The sequence below is a fragment of the Coleofasciculus sp. genome (assembly GCF_046565525.1).
Lineage (GTDB): Bacteria > Cyanobacteriota > Cyanobacteriia > Cyanobacteriales > Coleofasciculaceae > Coleofasciculus.
Window position 1 is genome coordinate 19135 of the sequence record NZ_JBKHUP010000049.1, and the last position, 20378, is coordinate 39512.

The 20378-nt window shown below is 43.2% G+C and carries 17 protein-coding genes; 13 read left to right on the forward strand and 4 right to left on the reverse strand.

Features of this window, described 5'->3' with window-relative positions; genetic code table 11:
* Positions 1–17: 17 nt before the first annotated feature.
* Both ACLGGO_RS18260 and lpxD read left to right on the forward strand, forming a co-directional pair.
* Entirely contained in the window at positions 18–404 is a 387-nt protein-coding gene (locus ACLGGO_RS18260) for a hypothetical protein (protein WP_446420375.1), read from the forward strand.
* Positions 405–476: 72 nt separating this feature from the next.
* Positions 477–1517 carry a UDP-3-O-(3-hydroxymyristoyl)glucosamine N-acyltransferase gene (gene lpxD / locus ACLGGO_RS18265; protein ID WP_446420376.1) on the forward strand — a complete coding sequence of 347 codons (1041 nt, stop codon included), beginning with the start codon at positions 477–479 and terminating at the stop codon, positions 1515–1517.
* Between the two features lie 175 nt (positions 1518–1692).
* On the opposite strand, the gene ACLGGO_RS18270 is transcribed toward lpxD, so the two are convergent.
* Positions 1693–2889 carry a hypothetical protein gene (locus tag ACLGGO_RS18270; RefSeq protein ID WP_446420377.1) on the reverse strand — a complete coding sequence of 399 codons (1197 nt, stop codon included), beginning with the start codon at positions 2887–2889 and terminating at the stop codon, positions 1693–1695.
* Between the two features lie 338 nt (positions 2890–3227).
* The gene (locus ACLGGO_RS18275) at positions 3228–6242 is read right to left on the reverse strand and encodes a PAS domain S-box protein (RefSeq protein ID WP_446420378.1); all 3015 of its coding nucleotides are present in this window, start codon (positions 6240–6242) and stop codon (positions 3228–3230) included.
* A gap of 366 nt (positions 6243–6608) precedes the next feature.
* Here ACLGGO_RS18275 and ACLGGO_RS18280 point away from each other — a divergent pair, with 366 nt between their 5' ends.
* Positions 6609–6734 carry a hypothetical protein gene (locus tag ACLGGO_RS18280; protein ID WP_446334797.1) on the forward strand — a complete coding sequence of 42 codons (126 nt, stop codon included), beginning with the start codon at positions 6609–6611 and terminating at the stop codon, positions 6732–6734.
* Positions 6735–7219: 485 nt separating this feature from the next.
* On the opposite strand, the gene ACLGGO_RS18285 is transcribed toward ACLGGO_RS18280, so the two are convergent.
* The gene (locus ACLGGO_RS18285) at positions 7220–7342 is read right to left on the reverse strand and encodes a hypothetical protein (protein ID WP_446334798.1); all 123 of its coding nucleotides are present in this window, start codon (positions 7340–7342) and stop codon (positions 7220–7222) included.
* Between the two features lie 354 nt (positions 7343–7696).
* On the opposite strand from ACLGGO_RS18285, the gene ACLGGO_RS18290 reads away from it, so the two are divergent.
* Positions 7697–9313, forward strand: coding sequence for a helix-turn-helix domain-containing protein (locus ACLGGO_RS18290; protein ID WP_446420379.1), 1617 nt, complete (start codon positions 7697–7699; stop codon positions 9311–9313).
* Positions 9314–9666: 353 nt separating this feature from the next.
* On the opposite strand, the gene ACLGGO_RS18295 is transcribed toward ACLGGO_RS18290, so the two are convergent.
* On the reverse strand, positions 9667–9846 hold the full coding sequence (locus ACLGGO_RS18295; RefSeq protein ID WP_446420380.1) for a hypothetical protein: 180 nt from the start codon (positions 9844–9846) through the stop codon (positions 9667–9669).
* Positions 9847–9951: 105 nt separating this feature from the next.
* Here ACLGGO_RS18295 and ACLGGO_RS18300 point away from each other — a divergent pair, with 105 nt between their 5' ends.
* The 9 genes from ACLGGO_RS18300 to ACLGGO_RS18340 all read left to right on the forward strand — a co-directional run bounded on the left by ACLGGO_RS18300 (position 9952) and on the right by ACLGGO_RS18340 (position 20370).
* On the forward strand, positions 9952–10461 hold the full coding sequence (locus tag ACLGGO_RS18300; protein ID WP_446420381.1) for a helix-turn-helix transcriptional regulator: 510 nt from the start codon (positions 9952–9954) through the stop codon (positions 10459–10461).
* Positions 10458–11786 (forward strand): NACHT domain-containing protein, encoded by a 1329-nt coding sequence (locus ACLGGO_RS18305; protein ID WP_446420382.1) that lies wholly within the window; start codon positions 10458–10460, stop codon positions 11784–11786. Before ACLGGO_RS18300 ends, ACLGGO_RS18305 begins: the two co-directional genes overlap by 4 nt.
* A gap of 693 nt (positions 11787–12479) precedes the next feature.
* Positions 12480–15086, forward strand: coding sequence for a bifunctional aconitate hydratase 2/2-methylisocitrate dehydratase (acnB, locus tag ACLGGO_RS18310; RefSeq protein WP_446420383.1), 2607 nt, complete (start codon positions 12480–12482; stop codon positions 15084–15086).
* Positions 15087–15147: 61 nt separating this feature from the next.
* Positions 15148–17037, forward strand: a complete 1890-nt coding sequence (locus ACLGGO_RS18315) for a UvrD-helicase domain-containing protein (protein WP_446420384.1) — start codon at positions 15148–15150, stop codon at positions 17035–17037.
* Between the two features lie 121 nt (positions 17038–17158).
* Complete coding sequence (locus tag ACLGGO_RS18320) at positions 17159–17566, forward strand: endonuclease domain-containing protein (RefSeq protein ID WP_446371240.1); 408 nt, start codon at positions 17159–17161, stop codon at positions 17564–17566.
* A 230-nt stretch (positions 17567–17796) separates the two neighbouring features.
* The gene (locus ACLGGO_RS18325; protein ID WP_446420385.1) at positions 17797–18444 is read left to right on the forward strand and encodes a Uma2 family endonuclease; all 648 of its coding nucleotides are present in this window, start codon (positions 17797–17799) and stop codon (positions 18442–18444) included.
* Positions 18445–18494: 50 nt separating this feature from the next.
* Complete coding sequence (locus ACLGGO_RS18330; protein WP_446420386.1) at positions 18495–18878, forward strand: hypothetical protein; 384 nt, start codon at positions 18495–18497, stop codon at positions 18876–18878.
* Positions 18879–18889: 11 nt separating this feature from the next.
* A complete protein-coding gene (locus tag ACLGGO_RS18335; RefSeq protein ID WP_446420387.1) occupies positions 18890–19342 on the forward strand; it encodes a nucleic acid-binding protein in 453 nt (150 codons plus the stop codon).
* Positions 19343–19743: 401 nt separating this feature from the next.
* A complete protein-coding gene (locus tag ACLGGO_RS18340) occupies positions 19744–20370 on the forward strand; it encodes a DUF4433 domain-containing protein (protein WP_446420388.1) in 627 nt (208 codons plus the stop codon).
* Positions 20371–20378: the final 8 nt, after the last annotated feature.

Consider the following 20378-nt stretch of genomic DNA (forward strand, 5'->3'; position numbering starts at 1 on the left):
CTTGTGAGGATAGAAGTATGTATAAAATCCTAATAGTTTCTGCCCTAACTTTGGTGACATTTGCCGGAAATGCTGTCAATGGCATAGCCCAGACATCGCCGCGATCGCCTGCATCTTCTCCAGACGTAGATCCCGGATATTATATTGACCTGAATCGGGCGAAAAATCTAGCCCGACAAGCGGCTGAACGTATTAATGGTGGATTGGGGCGATATCGGGCTGAAGCGGCGATGCATGGTCCGGTACAAGATGCACCTTATATAGAGAACGAGGATGGTACAGTAACGTTTACCTTTAAAGGACGCCCTCCCGGTGCGACAAGGTACACTGTAGAAACTAGCGTAACTGTTAATCAAAACAATGGAACGGTAACCGTTAACTATAATAGACCGATTGGCAATTAATTGAACCCGTTCCCAGAACTATCCATGGCTTAAGAATGAACCATGAACGATTAACCATGAATCCTGACTAAAATGAAATTTAGTGAACTGGTACAAAAACTTAATATAGACACCGATCGCACGAGTCTATCGGTTAATCCCAATTGTAATCCAGAGATTCAAGGTATCGCCCCCATTGATCAAGTCACCAAGGGTGCGATCAGCTATATTGAGGGAGCGAAGTTTGCCGCAAGGGTGAAAACCATCAAGGCGAGTGCTTTAATTTTACCCTCAAATGAAGAGTTACAACGACAAGCCACAGAACGCGGTATCGCTTGGATGGGGGTATCTGAACCCAGACTATTATTTGCCCGTGCGATCGCGCTTTTCTATCAACCCTGGAAACCTGCACCGGAAATTCACCCTAGCGCTGTGATTCACCCAGAGGCGCAGGTAGGGGATGGGGTTTATATTGGGGCGCATGTGGTGATTCAGGCGGGGGTGAAGATTGGTGATCGGGTTTGTATTCATCCGAATGTGGTGATTTATCCCGATGTGAAAATCGGCGATCGCACCATCTTACATGCTAACTGTACCATTCATGAACGTAGCCAAATTGGGGCGGATTGTGTAATCCATAGCGGTGCGGTAATTGGTGCGGAAGGGTTTGGTTTTGTCCCCACTAAAGAGGGGTGGTTCAAAATGGAACAATCGGGGTATACCGTTTTAGAAGACGGAGTGGAAGTGGGATGTAATACGGCGATTGACCGTCCGGCGGTAGGAGAAACTCGGATTGGTCATCATACTAAAATTGATAACTTAGTCCAGATTGGTCATGGGTGTCAAGTCGGGGGTGCTTGTGCGATCGCGGCGCAAGTCGGTTTAGCTGGAGGTGTGAACGTCGGGAATCAGGTGATCCTCGCCGGTCAAGTGGGGATTGCTAATCAAGCCAAAATTGGTGACGGCGCGATCGTAACGGCGAAAACAGGCGTTCATAATAATGTAGCAGCCGGGGCGATTGTCTCTGGTACTCCCGCTGTTCCCCATAAATTATATTTAAAAGTATCCGCGATTTATAATCGGTTACCAGAAATGTATCAGATGTTGAAGCAATTACAGAAACACAAGGGATGAGAGAGTGTTGAGCCTGTAGGGGCGGGTAATGGAACTTTCTTGTCGCTATTGATAGTAACCTTTGTACAAAACCCGCCCTGACCGAGTTTTTAATTTCTGTAAAATTCTTTCCCGAAAATTCATTTATACGTTATATTGACTAGGCTGGGCTATGGCTTTGATCCGTTTCCAATGACTAATTCCCATTGTCAGATTTAGCCGAGTGTCTCATTGTCAGTCGCATTGAATCGTCAACGAATTTATACAATCCTTGACTAAGTTCATCGGCTTTCTGCTCAAGATTGGAGAAGATTTCATTCATGGTGTGAGCATAGGGTTGTACTAGATGTTTTGAGTTTGCTGGAATACGGTCGAGCACTTCATCTATGAGTAATTGGGTCATATCCGCTACCAGATCCCAAGCTACATCTACACTAGGAAAAACCATAACACATAAAGGCACGAGTTCTTGTTCCACTGCTGCCATACTTTCCTCTAGCACACACAACCATAAATAGCTTTGGAACATATTTAGATCTCTGGTTGTAGAGGCTGTTACACCTGGGTCAATTAGTCCACCTCGACGGCTTTGATGATGAGGGAATAATTCGATGCATTGACTGTAAACTTTGTTGGCAATTTCGTGACTGAGCGGTAGCATCTGTTCGACAATGGCTAAGATAGGTGAACTCGGCTCATGCTGGGCAGCAGCTGAACATACCCGTCTCCAGGGAATACAAGCTTGCTCTTCGATAAACTTCAGATAGGGGCTGATCAACACTTGCTCGGCAAGGGTGAGTTTTTTGAGGATTAATGCGGCACTGAAGTGAAACTGGGTATTGATAAAGCCAATTGTGCGCGGGTCTTTTGAGACGAGATGTTGCTCTTGAAGTTCCAATAATGAGGGTTCAATCTCCGTGTAGAGCTGTTCAATAGCAGGTAGTTCTAGGGCTTGTTTCGCCCAATTTGCAAAGACTTTGCTTGAGAAATCAATTACTTTTTCGGAGTTATTTTGAGTCAGTGTCAATCGCATTGCAGCTAGGGATGAGGTAGATGGCGATTGCTGCAAGTAAACATCCATTGCCTTGGAATAAGCCTTTGCTCCAAACTGAGCCAATCGCCGAGCTTCAGCTAAATTCACAACATTAGGGACATAAGAGAAAAGAGCATTGGTTTTCATCCCAGCGCGTTCACAGTGGATTTGGACTAAGCGCCGCATTTCGGCAACGGTTTGAATTCGCCCTTCTCTAGAAGATGCTGCTATCAAATCAGTGGGAGTCAACCCCCCTTCTATTGAAGATAGAGTTGACAAGTCTGGCACGTAACGTTCCGCCCATAGCTTGACGAGGGGTTCGACTGAACTTTTTTTGACCAGTTGAGTAGTTTTCAGCATAATTCAGGAGTCGGGTTATCAGAGCAATGGTTGTGGGCAAGCTGTCCTCATGTCAACTTCGCCGCATTTGCTGATTATTTTTTATATCCACATCATAACTTCATAGTAAAAAAGTGGTGTAAAGCCTATTTAAATATTTCTGTGTGTTTTTTTTTATTCCGGTTAAATAGGTGACGGATGAAAAAACTGCCTGACTTAACGTGGCGATTAGCGCGGATGGTATTGCCATGAGGGGTAGTCGCTAGGGTGTACATTATACCAAATCCAATGAAGTGACCTCCCTTTATCTCTTAGGTAGTAGATTTGTAGAGACGTTCCGGCGGAACGTCTGTGCTAACTCACGCTGACGACTGAACAAAGCTAGGCGATGATCTTAAAGATTCCCCAAAGGAAAACATCAGCCCAGAGGAGAGCGATTTTTGCTTCACGGGTAACTCAATTATAAACTCTGTCCCTTGACCCGGTTGGGATATACAGGTCAATTTACCCCCATGTTTATCCACTACAATTGAATGGGAAATCGATAACCCTAAACCCGTCCCTGTGCCAATGGGTTTGGTGGTAAAGAAGGGATTAAATATTTGATTTTGAATCGCTTCGGGGATACCCGGGCCATTATCCTCAATCCGGATAATCACCCGTTCGCTCGATTGAGGTTGCTGGGATTTGTTTTCCGGTGACTCCTCTAACGGTACAACAGGAAACTGAGAACTCACTTGGGTGCAAATCGTAATTCTTCCGGGTTCAGGTTGGGAGTGTAACGCATCAATAGCATTTCCCAGAATATTCAAAAACACCTGATTAAGCTGACTGGCGTAGCATTCCACTGATGGTAAGTGACCATAGTGTTTATGAACTTGAATTTCTGGACGATCAAGTGTTGATTTGAGTCGATGCTGTAAAATGAGTAATGTGCTTTCAATGCCGTCATGGATATCCACCGGCTTAATCTCCGCCTCATCCAAACGGGAGAAATTCCGCAGGGATAGCACAATTTGGCGGATGCGATTGGCACCCTCTTGCATGGAGTTCAAGAGTTTGGGAAAATCTGCCCTCACAAAGTCTAAATCAATCGCCTCAATCTCTGCTTGAATCTCGGCAACTGGTTCGGGATAATTCTTAGCATAGAGTTGTAATAAATGCAACAACTCAGTCCCATATTGACGAGTATAGGTAATATTCCCAGCAATAAAACTAATCGGGTTATTGATTTCATGGGAAATTCCCGCAACCATTTGACCCAAACTGACCATTTTTTCCTGTTGAATGAGTTGGGTTTGAGTCTGCTTGAGTTGATGTAAGGTTTGCTGGAGATCGTGGTTTTTGACTCGTAACTGATGTTCAGATTTCCGCAAGGCTTCCTCAGCTTGTTTGCGATCGCTAATATCCCGGATAATCGTGGAAAACACCTCCACCTCTCCGGTTGCGCCTTGGTGCGCCATCACCACCTGAGACACGGGAATTTCCCAACCCTGTTGATGCAGGAGTGAGGTTTCACCCTGCCATACTTTGTCTTGGATCGCTTTGGGTAATCCTTCCTCTAACAAATGCTGCTTCACCGACTGGGGATGAAAATCCCAAATCTGCAAATGGCTGATCTCCTGTTCTGGATCAAGTCCCACCATTTGCCGACCCGCCTGATTAATATAGAGGAAAGTCCCATCAGGTTCACAAATACTGACAAAATCGGTGGTACTTTCTAGGATCGCGGTCAATCGCGCCGTTTTTTGTTCCGCTTGCTTACGCTGGGTGATGTTGGTACTGGTACTCACCACCCGATAAATCTGTCCAAGTCGATCGCGCAGGGGGGTTAGTGTGGTAATCCACCAACTTTCTTGTCCCTGTACGCCAAAACATTCTTCATAAGAGATTGATGTTCCCGTCTGAACACAGGTGTTGTAGCGTTCGCTTATGGTTACTGCCAGGTCTGGTGGTAAGATAGCATCCAGGGGTCGATCGCGTAGTTGTTCGCCTGGGATACCGATTAAGTGTTCGTAAGCCGGATTCACATCCACATAACGGAATTGCCAAGAGGGATTGGGTTCACTCTGGCGTTGATGAACATCGACGACACTAATTGAGTTTTCTACACCATTGAGGATACTGCTTAAAAATTGTTCTCTTTCTTGTAAGGCTTCCTCGGCTTGTTTGCGATCGCTAATGTCGGTAATCATTCTCAGCACCCCGACAAAGCTACCCTGATCATTAAACAGTGGCGTCGCGGAAATAATCGCCCACAGATCTGATCCATCTTGGCGGCGAAACTTGAAATCGTAGCGTTCCTGTATTCCTTGACGGCGACGTTCTAAGTAGGTTTGGATCAGCGCCTGGGATTCGGTGTCAATAAAATCAAACAGCGATAGCCCCAGCATTTCTTCAATGGGATAACCCAGCATTTGCGCCATGCGAGTATTAGCAAAGGTGATTTGGTTATTCGCATCAAACACCCAAACCCCCTCGGATGCGGTTTCCACGATACAGCGATAATGACGTTCCGATTCTCGCAATGCGGCTTCGGCTTGCTTGCGTTCAGTGATATCTTCAACAATCCCCAATATATACTGTGGCGTACCTTTTTCGTCCAGCAAGGGGACTTTTTTGGTATTGACGATGCGTTCTCCCCGATGGGGCGTGTTGAGGGGAGCTTCGGGAATATCAACTAATTTACCATCGGTGAGAATTTGTCGGTCTTTCGCCCGTAAGAGTCGGGCTTGTTCGTAAGGTAAAAAATCATAGTCATTCTTACCCAACACTTGTGCTTTCGAGTAACCCAACAGTTCTTCGCTGGTTTTGTTCCAGCACATCACCTGCAAATCTTTGGCATCTTTGATAAAGACACCGACAGGGAGATTCTCCACCACGGAGTTGAGGAAGGCTTGTGTCTCCCGCAATTGGATTTCAGTTTGTTTGCGCTCAGTAATATCCAGGATCACACCATCGAGCCATTGGACAACACCGTTCTCATCCAGAATCCCTTGACCCTGATCATAGACCCAAGTGATTTTGCCATCAGCACGGACAATCCGGTACTCAATCGTATAGGGGTGTTGGCTGTCAATACTTTGCCACACACTCTCCTCAACGCGGCGGCGATCTTGAGGATGGATAATACTGTGAAAAGAGCGTACTCGATTGTGAATAAACTCAGACGCTTCATAGCCAGAAATAGGCTGAATCGCTGAACTTAGAAACGTCATCGTCCCAACCGAGTCCCAGGTACAACGGTAAACAGCGCCCGGAATATTGGCAACTAACGTCTGAAATCGGGCTTCGCTCTGTTGCAGCGATTCGGGTGTCTGTTGGTCTTTGGTGGAGTTTGGGGTGGATTCAAGGGAATTGGGTAGAATAGCCATGATTTTCTCCACACTCAGATGGGTGGCTCAACTATTGCGAGGGTTTTGAGGGAGTGGACGGTTGAATGCTTAAAATTTTATTAAATTTTATCGTCCTGACCATAAATAAGACTAATAAATTTCCCAGTATGAGATTATCCCTGTTCATGTAACTAATTGTAAAGCCCTTGGCTCAAATTACTTGCCTATCACCCAGCGCACCCAAGCCTGTCAGTAGTAGGAGCGGTCAATTCTGAGATGCTGATCCGAGGAGCAGTTGACCGTTGGCAAGGAACTAAGTCTCTATGATAAGGCAAGTGAGGGACTCGAAACAGATGTGCTAATTTTTCTCTCAATAAAACTATTCCGTGGAAGGTAGAGACTTAAATGGCACCTCTGGGAGCATTGGTAGCTTGGATTACAGTTTTGAGTTTTTCCCTAGGGGCGGGTTTTACTATTATCCTTATTTTTCTCGCCCTGATATTACTAAACCTATCCCAAGAATTAGCCTAAATTATGCTAGAATTTTGTTAAAATTGATACCAAAAAGAATTGAGTAAAAGTTCAGATTGAATCTGGTATAGTATCAAGTTATATTTTTCAGTTAATTACGCTACAAAATAACAATTTTCGCAAAAGAATACTCTCTTATATAGAGAAAGACAACTTGCCACACTCGGACTGTTTGATTGATGGATAAGCCAAATATTTAACGAAACCAATAGCGCTCTACAAACTCCGAAATCCTCTGTGCTTAGATAGTTAAGGAGTGGCAAGCTGCCCAGGTAATGGGATCGCTATTTTGTCACTGTTTAGTAACGTCTGAGTAAGCTTTGCATAACACTGATGCAAATCGCAAATAGCTTCAGTTGGCGTTCCGTCGCCAAAACCAATCAGTCGAGATAGAAAGGGTTAAATCCTCCTCTTAGACATCAAAATTGGGCATTTCTTAGCAAAAACAACCATTTTGACCCAGGATTGACATAAATCTGGATCAATTACAGCAAGCCAAGTTTGACCTTGATGTAGTTAGACAGCGTTCGCTTATCTTTGTCTGCTTCCTGTTTAAGCTGCTGCTTTTGCTCGATCGTCACTTTGATCGTAATCGTGGTTCGTTTCATTTACGTCTAGCCATCTCACCTTCTCTACAGTAATACTTTAGTATAAAAAAGTAGTAAAAAGTGTTACCTAATAAAACAAATATTAAGAAATTAATAATTGCTCAGGTTGAACAAATATCCTGAAGGGAACCTGTAACGATTTGATCATAAAGATTGTTGATAAGCATAAACAAAATGCCATGAATCGATCAGTGATTTGAGGCAACAGTCTATAGCTAGTCATCGGTGGCAGTCGTCTATTTTAGAATTTGCCGTCACTCAATCCCTATCAAATTAATAAGCCATCTAAATGTTCCCCTAGAACCCAGCATTTTACCTCTTAAAGATTAAATTTTGCAGTAGTCTGATAATGTTATGGCTTATAAACTTTCACAAAGTTGTACTGGGTGTGATACCTGTCGCTCCCAATGTCCAACGGGTGCAATCAAAATCAAGGATAACCAGACGTGGATTGATCCAAATCTGTGTAACAACTGTGAAGGGTATTATCCCGAACCTCAATGCGTGATTCACTGTCCGATTAGTTCTCCAGTTCCCTCTCAAGGAAAAAAGGGACGATACAAGCTCAATGAAAGACCTCCCACCAGTCCCGACTTATTTGCCAATGACAAAACCAATCCATTTGCCTCTTCCATCGTCATCTGGGAAGCGTGCAACCTATTAGCACAGGGACTCTCTCTTCTTTGGCACACTGATGCTTCCGGAAAACTCTGTTATCAGCGACAGGTTAGTCATGGTAAATGTAAAGTAGACTTCTGCCTAACCGATACATTCGATACAGACTCGACTGAGGCTTTATCCGCTGACAAAGCACAGGCGACGCTTGAGGCGATGGATATCAAAGCCACCTGTCTCCATCTCATTTATGCTGCATACGCGACAGCATTGGAAAAACCTTGGCAAGAAGAGTTTACCCTCAACGATGTGCAAATTGAGAACTATTTGGGATTAGAGAAACGCACAGATTTGAGTAAAGCGGCTAAATTAAGTTTGATCAAACAGCTTGCCCAGCAGCCCTGCAAAATTAGCATCGGCGCTCATTGGTCAAAGCAAGGCAAAGTCCCAGAATTTAGCATTCCCCAAAGCCGTTTGTGGCATCTACAGCCAATTGAACATCATTTTCAAGAAGACGAACAAGGATATAAACATTTGGTTGGCTTAACCTTTAGGGTTAGGGCTGGGATTTGGGCAAAGTATTTTTTAAATCGGCAAGGCTGTCAAAACCGAACCGCCTTCTATCAATATGGTAATCTGCCTCAATCCTTACTCAGCGCCGTGATGAGTAACTGGCAACATCATGAAGGGGCGACGCGGATGATGTTGTGGCTGCTGTTTAAAACCAGAATCGGTAAACGACAGCGGATTACCGTACCCACATTAATGCGAGTAGCTTATGGTGAGGACAAACTCCTGCGGGCGTCTTCCCAACGAGATGAACGGAAACGTCTGGTGCGGACATTTGAAACTGATTTAGAGGTTCTCAGTCATTATGGACTTAAACCTGTGTTTGATCCGGTGACGTATTTACCAGAGATTCAACCGATGTGGGCGAAATTAGGGGATCTCCCCGACGATGCTGATGCGGCGCTAGAGTTTTGGATTCAAGATGGAAATAGTAAGAGGCGGTTAACCGATGCAGCGCCCCGTGGCAAGTGGAATCTGTTAATGAAAGCCCGGATTTTATGGTTTGAACTGAAGGCAGAATGGGAACATGCGCTGACTACCGTTGAGCCGAACAAGGTACGATTGACAAAACGCAAAACTAAATCCCATTCATCGCCTGTACTTTCGGGCGCAGATATTATTGCGGCGAGAAAACACAACCAACTCAGTCAACGAGACTTGGCGCAATTGACGGGTAAAAGCCAAAGCTGGATTCGGGATATTGAAAAGGGGCGTTTTCAGATTAAATTAGAAGACCAACGGCTGTTGCAGAAAGTGCTGGGTTTGGCTGAGTTGAATTCTGGATAATAGTTCAGGGATAGAATAGATGTAGAGACGTTGCATGCAACGTCTCTATCATGATGGGTTCTTATCTATAGTGGTAGGTGGGCATTGCCCACCCTACATATAAGCTTAATTATCAAGTAGGAATTGAAGCCACGCGATCGCATCCGGTTGTTTCCCGATTTCTTGTATCATTATCCTATCCCTCTCATTGTATTTAATTAGGTTCGTAGGGTGCGTTAGCGGAGCGTAACGCACCATTGCTATAACTGACCAGATAGCGAAATCAAAGGTCAAGTCAGGGCGGGTTTAGTCACATCTGGGTGCAACCAAAAAGATAATAGTGAAACCCGCCCCTACACAGACGCCAGGTTCTTTTACTCAGAACGCCGATCAATCAGGACTTCACCCCCATCGCGATTTAGTTTCAATTGAATCACTCCCTGAAATTCAGACTTAATCACCCAGTAACTGACAGTTCCCAGAACCACAGGTGTCAGCAGAATATGCAAGGCAAAAATGATTTTAGCAGCACTCAAGTTCCGTTGTTTGGTCATTTCGATTAACCTCTTAACTCAACTGCTTCTTACTATCGCCGTTGCAATTAAGAGATTACGCTGAAACTTAGGCTAACATGGCTAACATAGCCTAACATTCGTCTCATGCAACCGTTACCCCAGGACTTTTTGACCAAAATTGCTCGCGACTATGACCTTTCCCCGGAACAGGAAGAGGCATTTGTGGCACGTTTCAGTCGTCAGGGGGATGTAGACGCGATCGCGGAATCTCTTCATATCTCTCCGGGTGCCTTTCGCACTCGCATGAGTGGTGTCTATAAAAGGTTCAGCATTGGTGGTAAGAGTCCAAATAAGGTTCCGAAACTGAATCATTTGCTCATCCAGAAGTATCAAGCCTCTCATCCAAATTCAACTCCTCAGACTCCTACTCATGAGGTAGAGATTGATACCCTGGTGCAAGAAATACGCCAGAAAATCAAACCCAGCATTCAAAAGGATTGCGGCACAATGAAGGTGCTGGACATGACTCAACCTATTGGCTTGAAGGATATTTATACTAAAGTCAATATTCTAGAAAAAGTCATTGGGCGTAGGCGGTTAGGGATTAATGAATTGATGCAAGGTTGTCACAATGTACTAAATCTAAGGTTTTGACGGATAAAGTTCCTATTTTTATTACGCTGAAGCAATTTGCCGAAACGCAAAATCAGCCAAGTCTGACCGCCTATATTAATCAAATTTTCGATAACGGCAATGTTACAGAAAACCAAGTCTCTGCAATTCTTCAACACGGAAGAGGGTTAATTCTGCTAGATGGCTTAGATGAGGTTAGGGAAGAGGATGCTGATCGCGTCTTAACTCAGATTCAAGCTTTTACTGAAGAGTATGATGCTAATACATTTGTGATTACTTGCAGGATTGCTGCACGAGAGTATACCTTTGAAAAGTTCACAGATGTTGAGGTTGATGATTTTGACGATAAGCAGATTCGCACATTTGCTACGAAATGGTTTCAGGCTAAACAATCAGATTTAGCTGACTATTTTATAGAACAATTAGAAGATAACGAACCTATTAAAGAACTGGCAAGCAATCCACTGTTGTTGACGTTACTGTGTATAGAATTTGAAGATTCTGGAGAATTTCCAGCTAACCGTGCTGAATTGTACAGTCGAGCTATTCATACACTTTTGCGGAAATGGGATGCGAAGCGGCGGATTGTACGAGAGCAGGTTTACAAGAAATTGTCAGTCCAGCGTAAAGAGGATTTATTGAGTGAAGTTGCTTTCGCAACCTTTGAGCGGGGAGAGTATTTATTTAAGCAAAGAGACGTTGAGCAGTATATTGCTGATTACATTCGCAATTTACCCGATGCTAAAACTGATCCGGAGGCGTTGTTATTAGACAGTGGGGAAGTTTTAAAGTCGATTGAAGCCCATCATGGGTTATTAGTAGAACGGGCGAGGGGTATTTATTCGTTTTCTCATTTGACGTTTCAAGAGTATTTTACGGCAAAATGGTTTGTGTACCATGCTGATTGGCAAGGTTTAGTCGAGCATCTGACAGAGGTACGCTGGCGGGAAGTATTTATTATAGCCGTTGAGATGTCGCTAAATGCTAATGATTTGTTGATTTTAATGAAACAGCAAATTGATGCAATTATATTGGATGATGAACAGTTGTACCAGTATCTTCTAAGATGCGCCCCTAATAAAACCTTAAAAGGTGACGTTCAATACAATTCTTTAGTGGTTAGAGAATATTACGAGACTTGGACGTGGCTATTAAGCTTTAATAAAAATAAATGCTTCAACACTCCGCAGATAAATGTGCTGCGACGGTACTACCAAGCGAATAAACTACTAATGGATTGTTTGAATAGTAGTTGTGCAGTATCTCCAGAAGTGCGCCAAGAGATTGAAAAAAACTTACTATTCCCCATCCCTAAAATTGAAAAGCGCAAATCCCACGCCAACTGAACTCAACCCCATCACCCATTCCCTAATCCAAACTCAATCCTATTCGCAGAACTCTCTAATTTCATTTGAATAGCACTGATTTAAAGTACGCCCCGACACCCGCCCGGAGTTCAAACTCCGGGCTAAAAGCTCAAGTCCACTAAAGTGGACTAAAACTCTTAATCCGAATGGTACTAACTTAACTCTAATAGATAGTGTCTATCCTATGACATAGCAAGAGTTCCGGCGATTCCAAAAGGCTTAAGTTAGTGCCATTATTCTTAGTCCAGTCAGCTTTAGCTGACTTTCGCTTTTAGCCTTGGGTTTAAACCCAAGGCGGTTGATGAGACTTACCCCCAAACCCCTCTGCTTTCCCTCTGCGCTTTCCCTCTGCGCCCCTCTAAGTTTCCCTCCCAAATACCCGCAAGTAACCCCAATCAATCAACCAATCGCACATCCACCTGATCACCAGTTGTCAATCCGTACTCATAACCACTATGATTTAGCCGTAAGCGAAAACGCCAACGATACGTTAAATCAGATACAGCACAGAGAGAAATTCTATGGTAAGGGTTCACTGCCAACAATAAAGAGGATGAGAAGACAGTACCCTTTATCTATGCAACAGGCAGACAGAACAGAAGAACCCCACTTGAAAAATTCTAACCTTAACTGCCAAAATGCCAGCAAACGCTTAGAGAGGAGACAACTAGAATGCTAGAAGCCTATCGCCAACACGTTGCAGAACGCGCCGAACTCGGCATTCCCTCCCTACCCCTAGACGCCAAGCAGACGACTGAACTGTGCGAACTGCTGAAAAACCCGCCACCGGGGGAAAAAGAAACCCTGATGCACCTAATTCGCGATCGCGTTCCTCCGGGTGTTGACGAAGCCGCCTATATTAAAGCAGGCTTCCTCACCGCCATTGCCAAAGGCGAAATCACCAGTCCCCTAATCAGTCACCAAGGTGCCGTAGACCTTTTGGGGACAATGGTAGGCGGTTACAACGTCCAATCCCTGGTCGATTTACTCAAATCCCCTGACAACCCCTTAGCATCAGAAGCCGCCGTCGAACTGAGTAAAATCACCTTGGTGTATGATACCTTCAACGATGTCCTCGCCCTCTCAGATGTCAATCCCTACGCCAAACAGGTCATTGATGCTTGGGCAGAAGCCGATTGGTTTATCCGCCGTGCTAAACTCCCCAAAGCCATCACCGTCACCGTATTCAAAGTACCGGGAGAAACCAACACCGATGACCTCTCCCCCGCCACCCACGCCACCACCCGCCCGGATATCCCCCTACACGCCTTGGCGATGCTAGAATCCCGGATGCCGGATGGGTTAGAAACCATAGCCAAGCTGAAAGAAAAAGGCTATCCTGTGGCTTACGTTGGGGATGTTGTCGGTACAGGTTCCTCCCGTAAATCAGCGATTAACTCCGTACTTTGGCATATTGGGGAAGATATTCCCTACGTTCCCAATAAACGCGCAGGCGGGTATATTTTAGGAAGTGCGATCGCGCCTATCTTCTTTAACACCGCCGAAGACTCCGGTGCATTACCCATCGAGTGCGATGTCACCCAGATGGAAACCGGAATGGTGATTACCATCCATCCTTATAAAGGCGAAATCACCAACGAAGCCGGAGAGGTCATTTCCACCTTTAAACTCAAACCCGAAACCATCCTCGATGAAGTCCGCGCAGGTGGACGCATTCCCCTGTTAATCGGGCGGAGTCTCACCGATAAAACCCGTGAGGCTTTGGGATTAGCCCCCAGTACCCTCTTCACTCGTCCCACAATGCCAGAGGATAGCGATAAAGGCTTTACCTTGGCACAGAAAATGGTGGGCAAAGCCTGCGGATTACCCGGAGTGCGTCCCGGAACCTCCTGCGAACCCTTAATGACTACCGTTGGTTCCCAAGATACCACAGGTCCGATGACACGGGACGAACTCAAAGAACTCGCCTGTCTGGGATTCAGCGCCGATTTAGTCATGCAGAGTTTCTGCCATACCGCCGCCTATCCCAAACCCGTAGATATCACCACCCACAAAGAACTACCCAACTTCTTTTCTACACGCGGTGGTGTCGCCTTGCGTCCAGGGGATGGGATTATTCACTCCTGGTTAAACCGGATGTTATTACCCGATACGGTAGGAACAGGTGGCGACTCTCACACCCGCTTTCCCTTAGGGATTTCCTTCCCCGCCGGTTCCGGGTTAGTCGCATTTGCAGCGGCTTTGGGGGCTATGCCATTAGACATGCCCGAATCCGTATTAGTCCGGTTTACGGGTGAATTGCAACCGGGAGTCACCCTGCGGGATATTGTCAATGCGATTCCCTATGTGGCGATTCAACAAGGCAAATTAACCGTTGCTAAAGAGAATAAGAAAAACGTCTTCTCTGGACGGATTATGGAGATGGAAGGCTTACCCGATTTAAAAGTTGAACAAGCCTTTGAACTCACCGATGCAACGGCAGAACGGTCTTGTGCTGGCTCAACCATTAAGCTAGGTAAAGAAACGATTTCTGAGTATCTGCGTTCTAATATTGCTCTATTGAAAAATATGGCAGCGCGAGGCTATCAAGATGCTCGTACCATTATGCGCCGTGTGGCTAAAATGGAGCAATGGTTGGCAAATCCGGAGTTAATGTCTGCGGATGCCGATGCTGAGTATGCCGATATCATCGAAGTCAATTTGAACGAAATCACAGAACCCATTGTCGCCGCACCCAATGACCCAGATAATGTCAAATTAATGTCCGAATGTGCTGGAGACAAAATTGACGAGGTGTTTATTGGGTCTTGCATGACCAATATCGGACATTATCGCGCGGCTGCCAAAGTCTTAGAAGGTGCAGGAAAGGTAAAAGTGCGCCTATGGATTTGTCCGCCTACCCGAATGGATGAAAAGCAACTGCGGGAAGAAGGGATTTATGATACCTTTGCCGCTGCGGATGCACGGACAGAAATGCCGGGATGTTCTCTATGTATGGGAAATCAGGCGCGAGTTGAAGATGAGGCGACGGTATTTTCAACCTCGACTCGCAACTTCAACAATCGCATGGGCAAAGGTGCGCGAGTGTATTTAGGTTCTGCGGAATTAGCCGCCGTTTGTGCGCTGTTGGGACGGATTCCCACAGTTGAGGAATATACGGCGATTGTGACGGAGAAGTTGAATCCTTTTGCTGGTGATTTGTATCGGTATTTGAATTTCGATCAAATTGCTGGGTTTGAGGATGAAGGACGAGTGATTCCGTTGTCAGAAATGCCCAAGATTGAGGATATTTTGGGGATGCCGACAGCGGCGAGATAATTTAAGGTAGGGTGGGCAATTGCCCACCTGAATTGTTGTTTGATTTTTATAAAATTAGAAAATGGCTCAACTCTTTCCATCTGAAGCAAATATCTCAAAGTTAAAAGTAAAACCAACTAAAGGTGAACGATGTTTACTAGATTGTTTGAAGGAAACTTTAGATGATCGGTTTGAAATATATTATCAACCATTTCTGAATGGAGATCAGCCAGATATTATCATCATGCGAAAGAACTATCGTGTGATGATTGTAGAGGTTAAGGATTGGGATTTATCATCATATTATATAGATAGTAAAAAGCAATGGAAATTAAAACAAAATAATTCGATTTTAAAATCACCAATTGCTCAAGTTAAAACTTACAAAAACAATTTATTCGATTTACATATCGAAAATTTGCTGGAGCGAAAAATAGAAAATGATAAATTTTATGGAATCGTGTCTTGTGCCGTTTATTTCCATAAAGAAGATAAAAACAGTTTAAGTATATTTTTGGCAAATGGTTTTGAGTCTGAAAAGGATAGGGAGTTTATAAAAGTTTTTGGTAGAGATTCGCTGAATCCTGAAAAACTCAGGATAATCCTTAGTGATGCACAGCTCTATCAGAGGTCATCACTTTTCGACGAACAAATTTACAATAGTTTTAGAAGATACCTTCAGCCACCGTTTCATACAATCGAACAAGGGATAGAAATTAACTTAACGGCTAGACAGAAAAAATTAACTCTTAGTGAGCCTCGCCCAAGGCGAAAGATTAAAGGAGTTGCTGGTTCTGGAAAAACACTAATATTAGCACGGAGAGCTGTCAATTCCCATAAAAGAACTGGCGATAAAGTATTGATACTTACTTACAATATAACTCTGAAAAACTACATTCATGACAGAATTAGCGAAGTCAGAGAAGAATTTAGCTGGAATAGTTTCTATATAAATAACTACCATGATTTTATAAATGCAGAGTTAAATAACGTAGGAATAAAAATTGATGTACCAGAAAACTTTGAGACTTGGAGTAGTCCTGATAAAACACAATACTTTGAAGAAAATTATTACTCAAACAAAAATTTATTTGAAGGAATAAAGCAGAAGCTAAGAAAGTATAACGCCATATTGATAGATGAGCTTCAAGACTATAAGGAAGAATGGCAAACAATTATCATGAAATTCTTCCTGGCTGAAGATGGCGAGTATGTAGTATTTGGGGATGTCAAGCAAAATATATATAAAAGAGCGTTAGATGAATACAAAGATTATAAAGCTGTAGGTATGCCTGGGGCTTGGAATGTTTTAAATGAATCCTTTAGACTATCAACTAAAGTGGCACATATAGCGGAAAAATTCCAAGAAACCTTTTTTCAAGAAAAATATAAAATAGATAAAGTTAAAATCATAAAAAACAACAATAACAATAAACCAGAAGTATTTGATTATTTAGATTATATGAAAAATACTTCACTGAATATAGTAGTCGATAATATTTACAACAAAATAAATAAATATAACATACATCCTAATGATATTTGTTTTTTATCATTTACTATACAAACAGTAAGAGAGATAGATTACTTTATAAGAAATGATAAACACGAAAAAACTAAAGTTATGTTTGAATCAAAGGAAATCTATGATAAAATTATGTCTGATAAAGCCAAATATACAATATCAAAAATTGAAATAAAAGAAATAGGTGAAAATAAAAAGGCAAATTTTTGGATTAATTCTGGCACGGTTAAATTATCTACAATCCATAGCTTCAAGGGATGGGAAATAAATACATTAGTTTTAATTATTGAAGATTATACTGAAGACAGTGATGATTCCATGGATGAATTAATATACACAGGAATAACAAGATGTAGACAAAATCTGATTGTGGTCAATCTAGGTAACTCGAAATATCACAATTTTTTCAATCAAGTTATTGATGATGATAGAAACCTAACCCCCTAGCCCCCTTCCCTGCAAGGGAAGGGGGAACAAGAAACTCTTACTCCCCTCTCCTTGTAGGAGAGGGGCTGGGGGAGAGGTCATCCAAAATGTAACAATACCAATCAATTACCATACTTTATTAATGAATAATCCCACTCCCCAACAAACCCCAAAAGAGTTAACCAATAATATTGTTATCGGACAAAAAGTAACCTCAGTCAAACTACAACTTGCCAAGGAACTCCGTCGCCAAATGACCCAAGAAGAAACAATCCTCTGGCAAAAACTTCGCGCTAATCGATTGAATGGCTTACACTTCCGCCGTCAGCAAATTATTGATGGGTTTATTGCCGACTTTTACTGTCATGCTGCTAGATTAGTCATAGAAGTGGATGGAGAAATTCATCAACAACAAACGGAATACGATTCAGAACGCGATCGCATTTTGTCTGCACGAGGATTGCGGCTGTTGCGAGTTAGAAATGAAGACGTGAGACAGAATCTTGATCGTGTTTTGGCGCGTATTTCCGCAGCTTGTGGAGAAACCTAACCCCCTAACCCCCTTCCCTGCAAGGGAAGGGGGAACAAGAGACTTGTACTCCCCTCTCAGCTAACAAACTTTATTCCGCTAACAAACTTTATTCCGCTCCCCTCTCCTTGTAGGAGAGGGGTTGGGGGAGAGGTCATTTAACCTAGATGAAAGCAGAGGTCTTACAGTAATTAAAGTAGAGTGGACTATGCCCACCTTACTGTTCCAGTATTGAAGATGGAGCTAATGCAATGCTATTGGAATTAAAGCGATTTAATATACCACCCGGTCATAAAGTCTTTCTAGAGGATGTAAGCTGGCAAGAATTTGAAACTATTTTAGAAGAGTTAGGAGAACATCGGGCGTCAAGAGTCGCCTATGAGAACGGACTATTAGAAATTATGACGCCCTTACCAGAGCATGAAACCAGTAAATTGTTTATCACTGATTTTATTGGGATTCTTCTGGAAGAACTAGATATTGATTTTTATCCTCTTGGTTCTACTACCTTTAAAAATGAGGATATGCTCAAAGGCATAGAACCCGATAATTGCTTTTATATTCAAAATGAAGCCGCAGTAAGAGGAAAAGAACGATTAGACTTATCCGTCGATCCCCCTCCAGACTTAGCTTTAGAGATAGATGTAACGTCTCGCACTCATCCGAGTATTTATGAAGCATTAGGAGTGCCTGAGCTTTGGCGATTTGAGAAGGGCAAGTTACAGATTAATGTATTACAGGATGGGCAGTATATCGAGTCAGGGTTTAGTCCGATTTTTCCTAACCTACCACTTGTTGAGGTAATTCCCCAATATTTGAGCCAGATAAAGACTGAGGGTAGGAATAAGACGATGAGAGCTTTTCGAGCTTGGGTACGGGAACAAATTACAGGATCATAACATTTCAGTGGGTTGTTAAGGTAGGGAAAGATGAAGTCAAGGAGGAAAGTATGTCTGAGCAAGACTTAAGTAATGTAGCCAACACACCAAGTACCGAAAGCAGTTCCCAAGAAGACAACTCTGCTGTAAGCGACAATCACGTTTTAGCCAAGTTAATTCTAGAAATTCAGCAAACACCGGAAGAGTATTTACCGAATTTACTGCAAATCGTGCGCCTATTTCGTGAAAGCGTCACCATGAAGTCTGTGCGATCGCAGGTTTCGGAACAGGCAATGGATGAAATAAAAAATCCTGATCCTGTAAAGAAATCAGTACGACAGATTGCGCTGAGTGAATTGTTGCGATCGTGGCGAGAGGAAGGAGATGAGCAGGAGCAAAAAGAAACTTGGGAAATTCTAGAGAAAGCTTTAGATGAAGACGGTGTTTCTATTTAATCAACCATTCCATGAGCAGAGTAGTTTTGCTAGATTCTGGCCCATTAGGGATGGTAACTAACCCTAGAGCTACACCCATATCTTTGGAGTGCCAACTTTGGTTTGATTCTTTGGAATCAAGAGGCTACGAGGCTATGTTACCCGAAATCGCAGACTACGAAGTTCGGCGTGAATTGCTTCGCGCAGGTAAGGTGGCAGGTATCAGGCGACTTGATCAACTAAAAGCTGTACTTACCTACCATCCCATTACTACAGCAGTAATGCTCAAAGCGGCTGAACTTTGGGCAGAAGCACGAAGGAGAGGAAAACCAACGGCAGATTCCAAAGCACTCGATGGGGATGTGATTTTGGCGGCTCAGGCTATATTGGTGGAAGAGGAGGGGAATGATGTGATAGTTGCTACAACTAATGTGAGGCATCTGTCTCAGTTCGTTGATGCCCGTGAATGGCGACTAATTCAGTAATGTTTTTGTAAAGGTAGTGAAATATGGCATTTAAGTAGAAGTTTATCGAATTCGGATTCGAGAGTAAAAGCTTAACGCGATCGCGTTCTGTCTGCACGGGAACTGCGATTGCTGCGAATTAAAAATGAAGACGTGAGACAGAATATCCATAGTGTCTTAGGGCGTATTTCTCAAGTTTGTGGAGAAACATAACAACATCACCTCCCCTTATTCCCCTTTTAGATCTCCTTTAATGTTCCAAAAGTGACCAAAGAGAGTTATACTGATGAAGTCTGTGACAGGCGAGCTTCACGCCTTTATCGTCTTTCCATAAAGCGGTAAATCAGGCGACAAATAAAGAAGTAGCTGACTACAGGGCAGTAGATACACTCGTAACCAGTCATCCAAGAATGGAAGAAGGGATGGATGAAGTAGAATACGTTCGCAAGCACAATATTAAATATCTTTACCACATGACAGCTATCAGTAACCTTCGCTCCATATTAGAACATGGATTGCTGTCACACAAGGAAGCTCACCGCCTTGGATTAGTCATGATGGATATTTCTGATCCAGAAGTTCAAAGACGCAGAGATGATAAAAAAGATACTATTTATAATAGGTTTTTACATAATTATGTGCCTCTCTACTTTTCTCCAAGAAATCCAATGCTGTACCGAAGAAGAGAGATACAGGAAAATATCGTGATTCTCGGGATTAAGCCTGATGTAATTTTTAAAGCTAATACTGTTTTCTCAGATGGCAATGCAGCATCGAAAGGCACAATTTTTTATAATGATGTAGCCATGCTTGATAATCTTCGTTGGAACATTATTAATGCCTTAAACTGGTCGGATTTTCCAGATGGAAGACGTATCAAGTGTGCTGAGGTGCTAGTATACCCTAAACTAGATGTTAAAAATATTGTTAGTATATTATGTTACTCAGGCAATCAACTTTCGACTATCCATGAAACTATAAAATATTTCCGGGCAATACCCCGTTCTCTTACTATTTCAGTACAGGTAAAACCAGAACTATTTTTCTGAGGATTTCC

Coding starts and splice junctions, on each gene's coding strand:
- ACLGGO_RS18260 (WP_446420375.1), top strand. CDS start 18: ATGTATAAAATCCTAATAGTTTCTGCCCTAACTTTGGTGACATTTGCC.
- lpxD (WP_446420376.1), top strand. CDS start 477: ATGAAATTTAGTGAACTGGTACAAAAACTTAATATAGACACCGATCGC.
- ACLGGO_RS18270 (WP_446420377.1), bottom strand. CDS start 2,889: ATGCTGAAAACTACTCAACTGGTCAAAAAAAGTTCAGTCGAACCCCTC.
- ACLGGO_RS18275 (WP_446420378.1), bottom strand. CDS start 6,242: ATGGCTATTCTACCCAATTCCCTTGAATCCACCCCAAACTCCACCAAA.
- ACLGGO_RS18280 (WP_446334797.1), top strand. CDS start 6,609: ATGGCACCTCTGGGAGCATTGGTAGCTTGGATTACAGTTTTGAGTTTT.
- ACLGGO_RS18285 (WP_446334798.1), bottom strand. CDS start 7,342: ATGAAACGAACCACGATTACGATCAAAGTGACGATCGAGCAAAAGCAG.
- ACLGGO_RS18290 (WP_446420379.1), top strand. CDS start 7,697: ATGGCTTATAAACTTTCACAAAGTTGTACTGGGTGTGATACCTGTCGC.
- ACLGGO_RS18295 (WP_446420380.1), bottom strand. CDS start 9,846: ATGACCAAACAACGGAACTTGAGTGCTGCTAAAATCATTTTTGCCTTG.
- ACLGGO_RS18300 (WP_446420381.1), top strand. CDS start 9,952: ATGCAACCGTTACCCCAGGACTTTTTGACCAAAATTGCTCGCGACTAT.
- acnB (WP_446420383.1), top strand. CDS start 12,480: ATGCTAGAAGCCTATCGCCAACACGTTGCAGAACGCGCCGAACTCGGC.
- ACLGGO_RS18315 (WP_446420384.1), top strand. CDS start 15,148: ATGGCTCAACTCTTTCCATCTGAAGCAAATATCTCAAAGTTAAAAGTA.
- ACLGGO_RS18320 (WP_446371240.1), top strand. CDS start 17,159: ATGAATAATCCCACTCCCCAACAAACCCCAAAAGAGTTAACCAATAAT.
- ACLGGO_RS18325 (WP_446420385.1), top strand. CDS start 17,797: ATGCTATTGGAATTAAAGCGATTTAATATACCACCCGGTCATAAAGTC.
- ACLGGO_RS18330 (WP_446420386.1), top strand. CDS start 18,495: ATGTCTGAGCAAGACTTAAGTAATGTAGCCAACACACCAAGTACCGAA.
- ACLGGO_RS18335 (WP_446420387.1), top strand. CDS start 18,890: ATGAGCAGAGTAGTTTTGCTAGATTCTGGCCCATTAGGGATGGTAACT.
- ACLGGO_RS18340 (WP_446420388.1), top strand. CDS start 19,744: ATGGATGAAGTAGAATACGTTCGCAAGCACAATATTAAATATCTTTAC.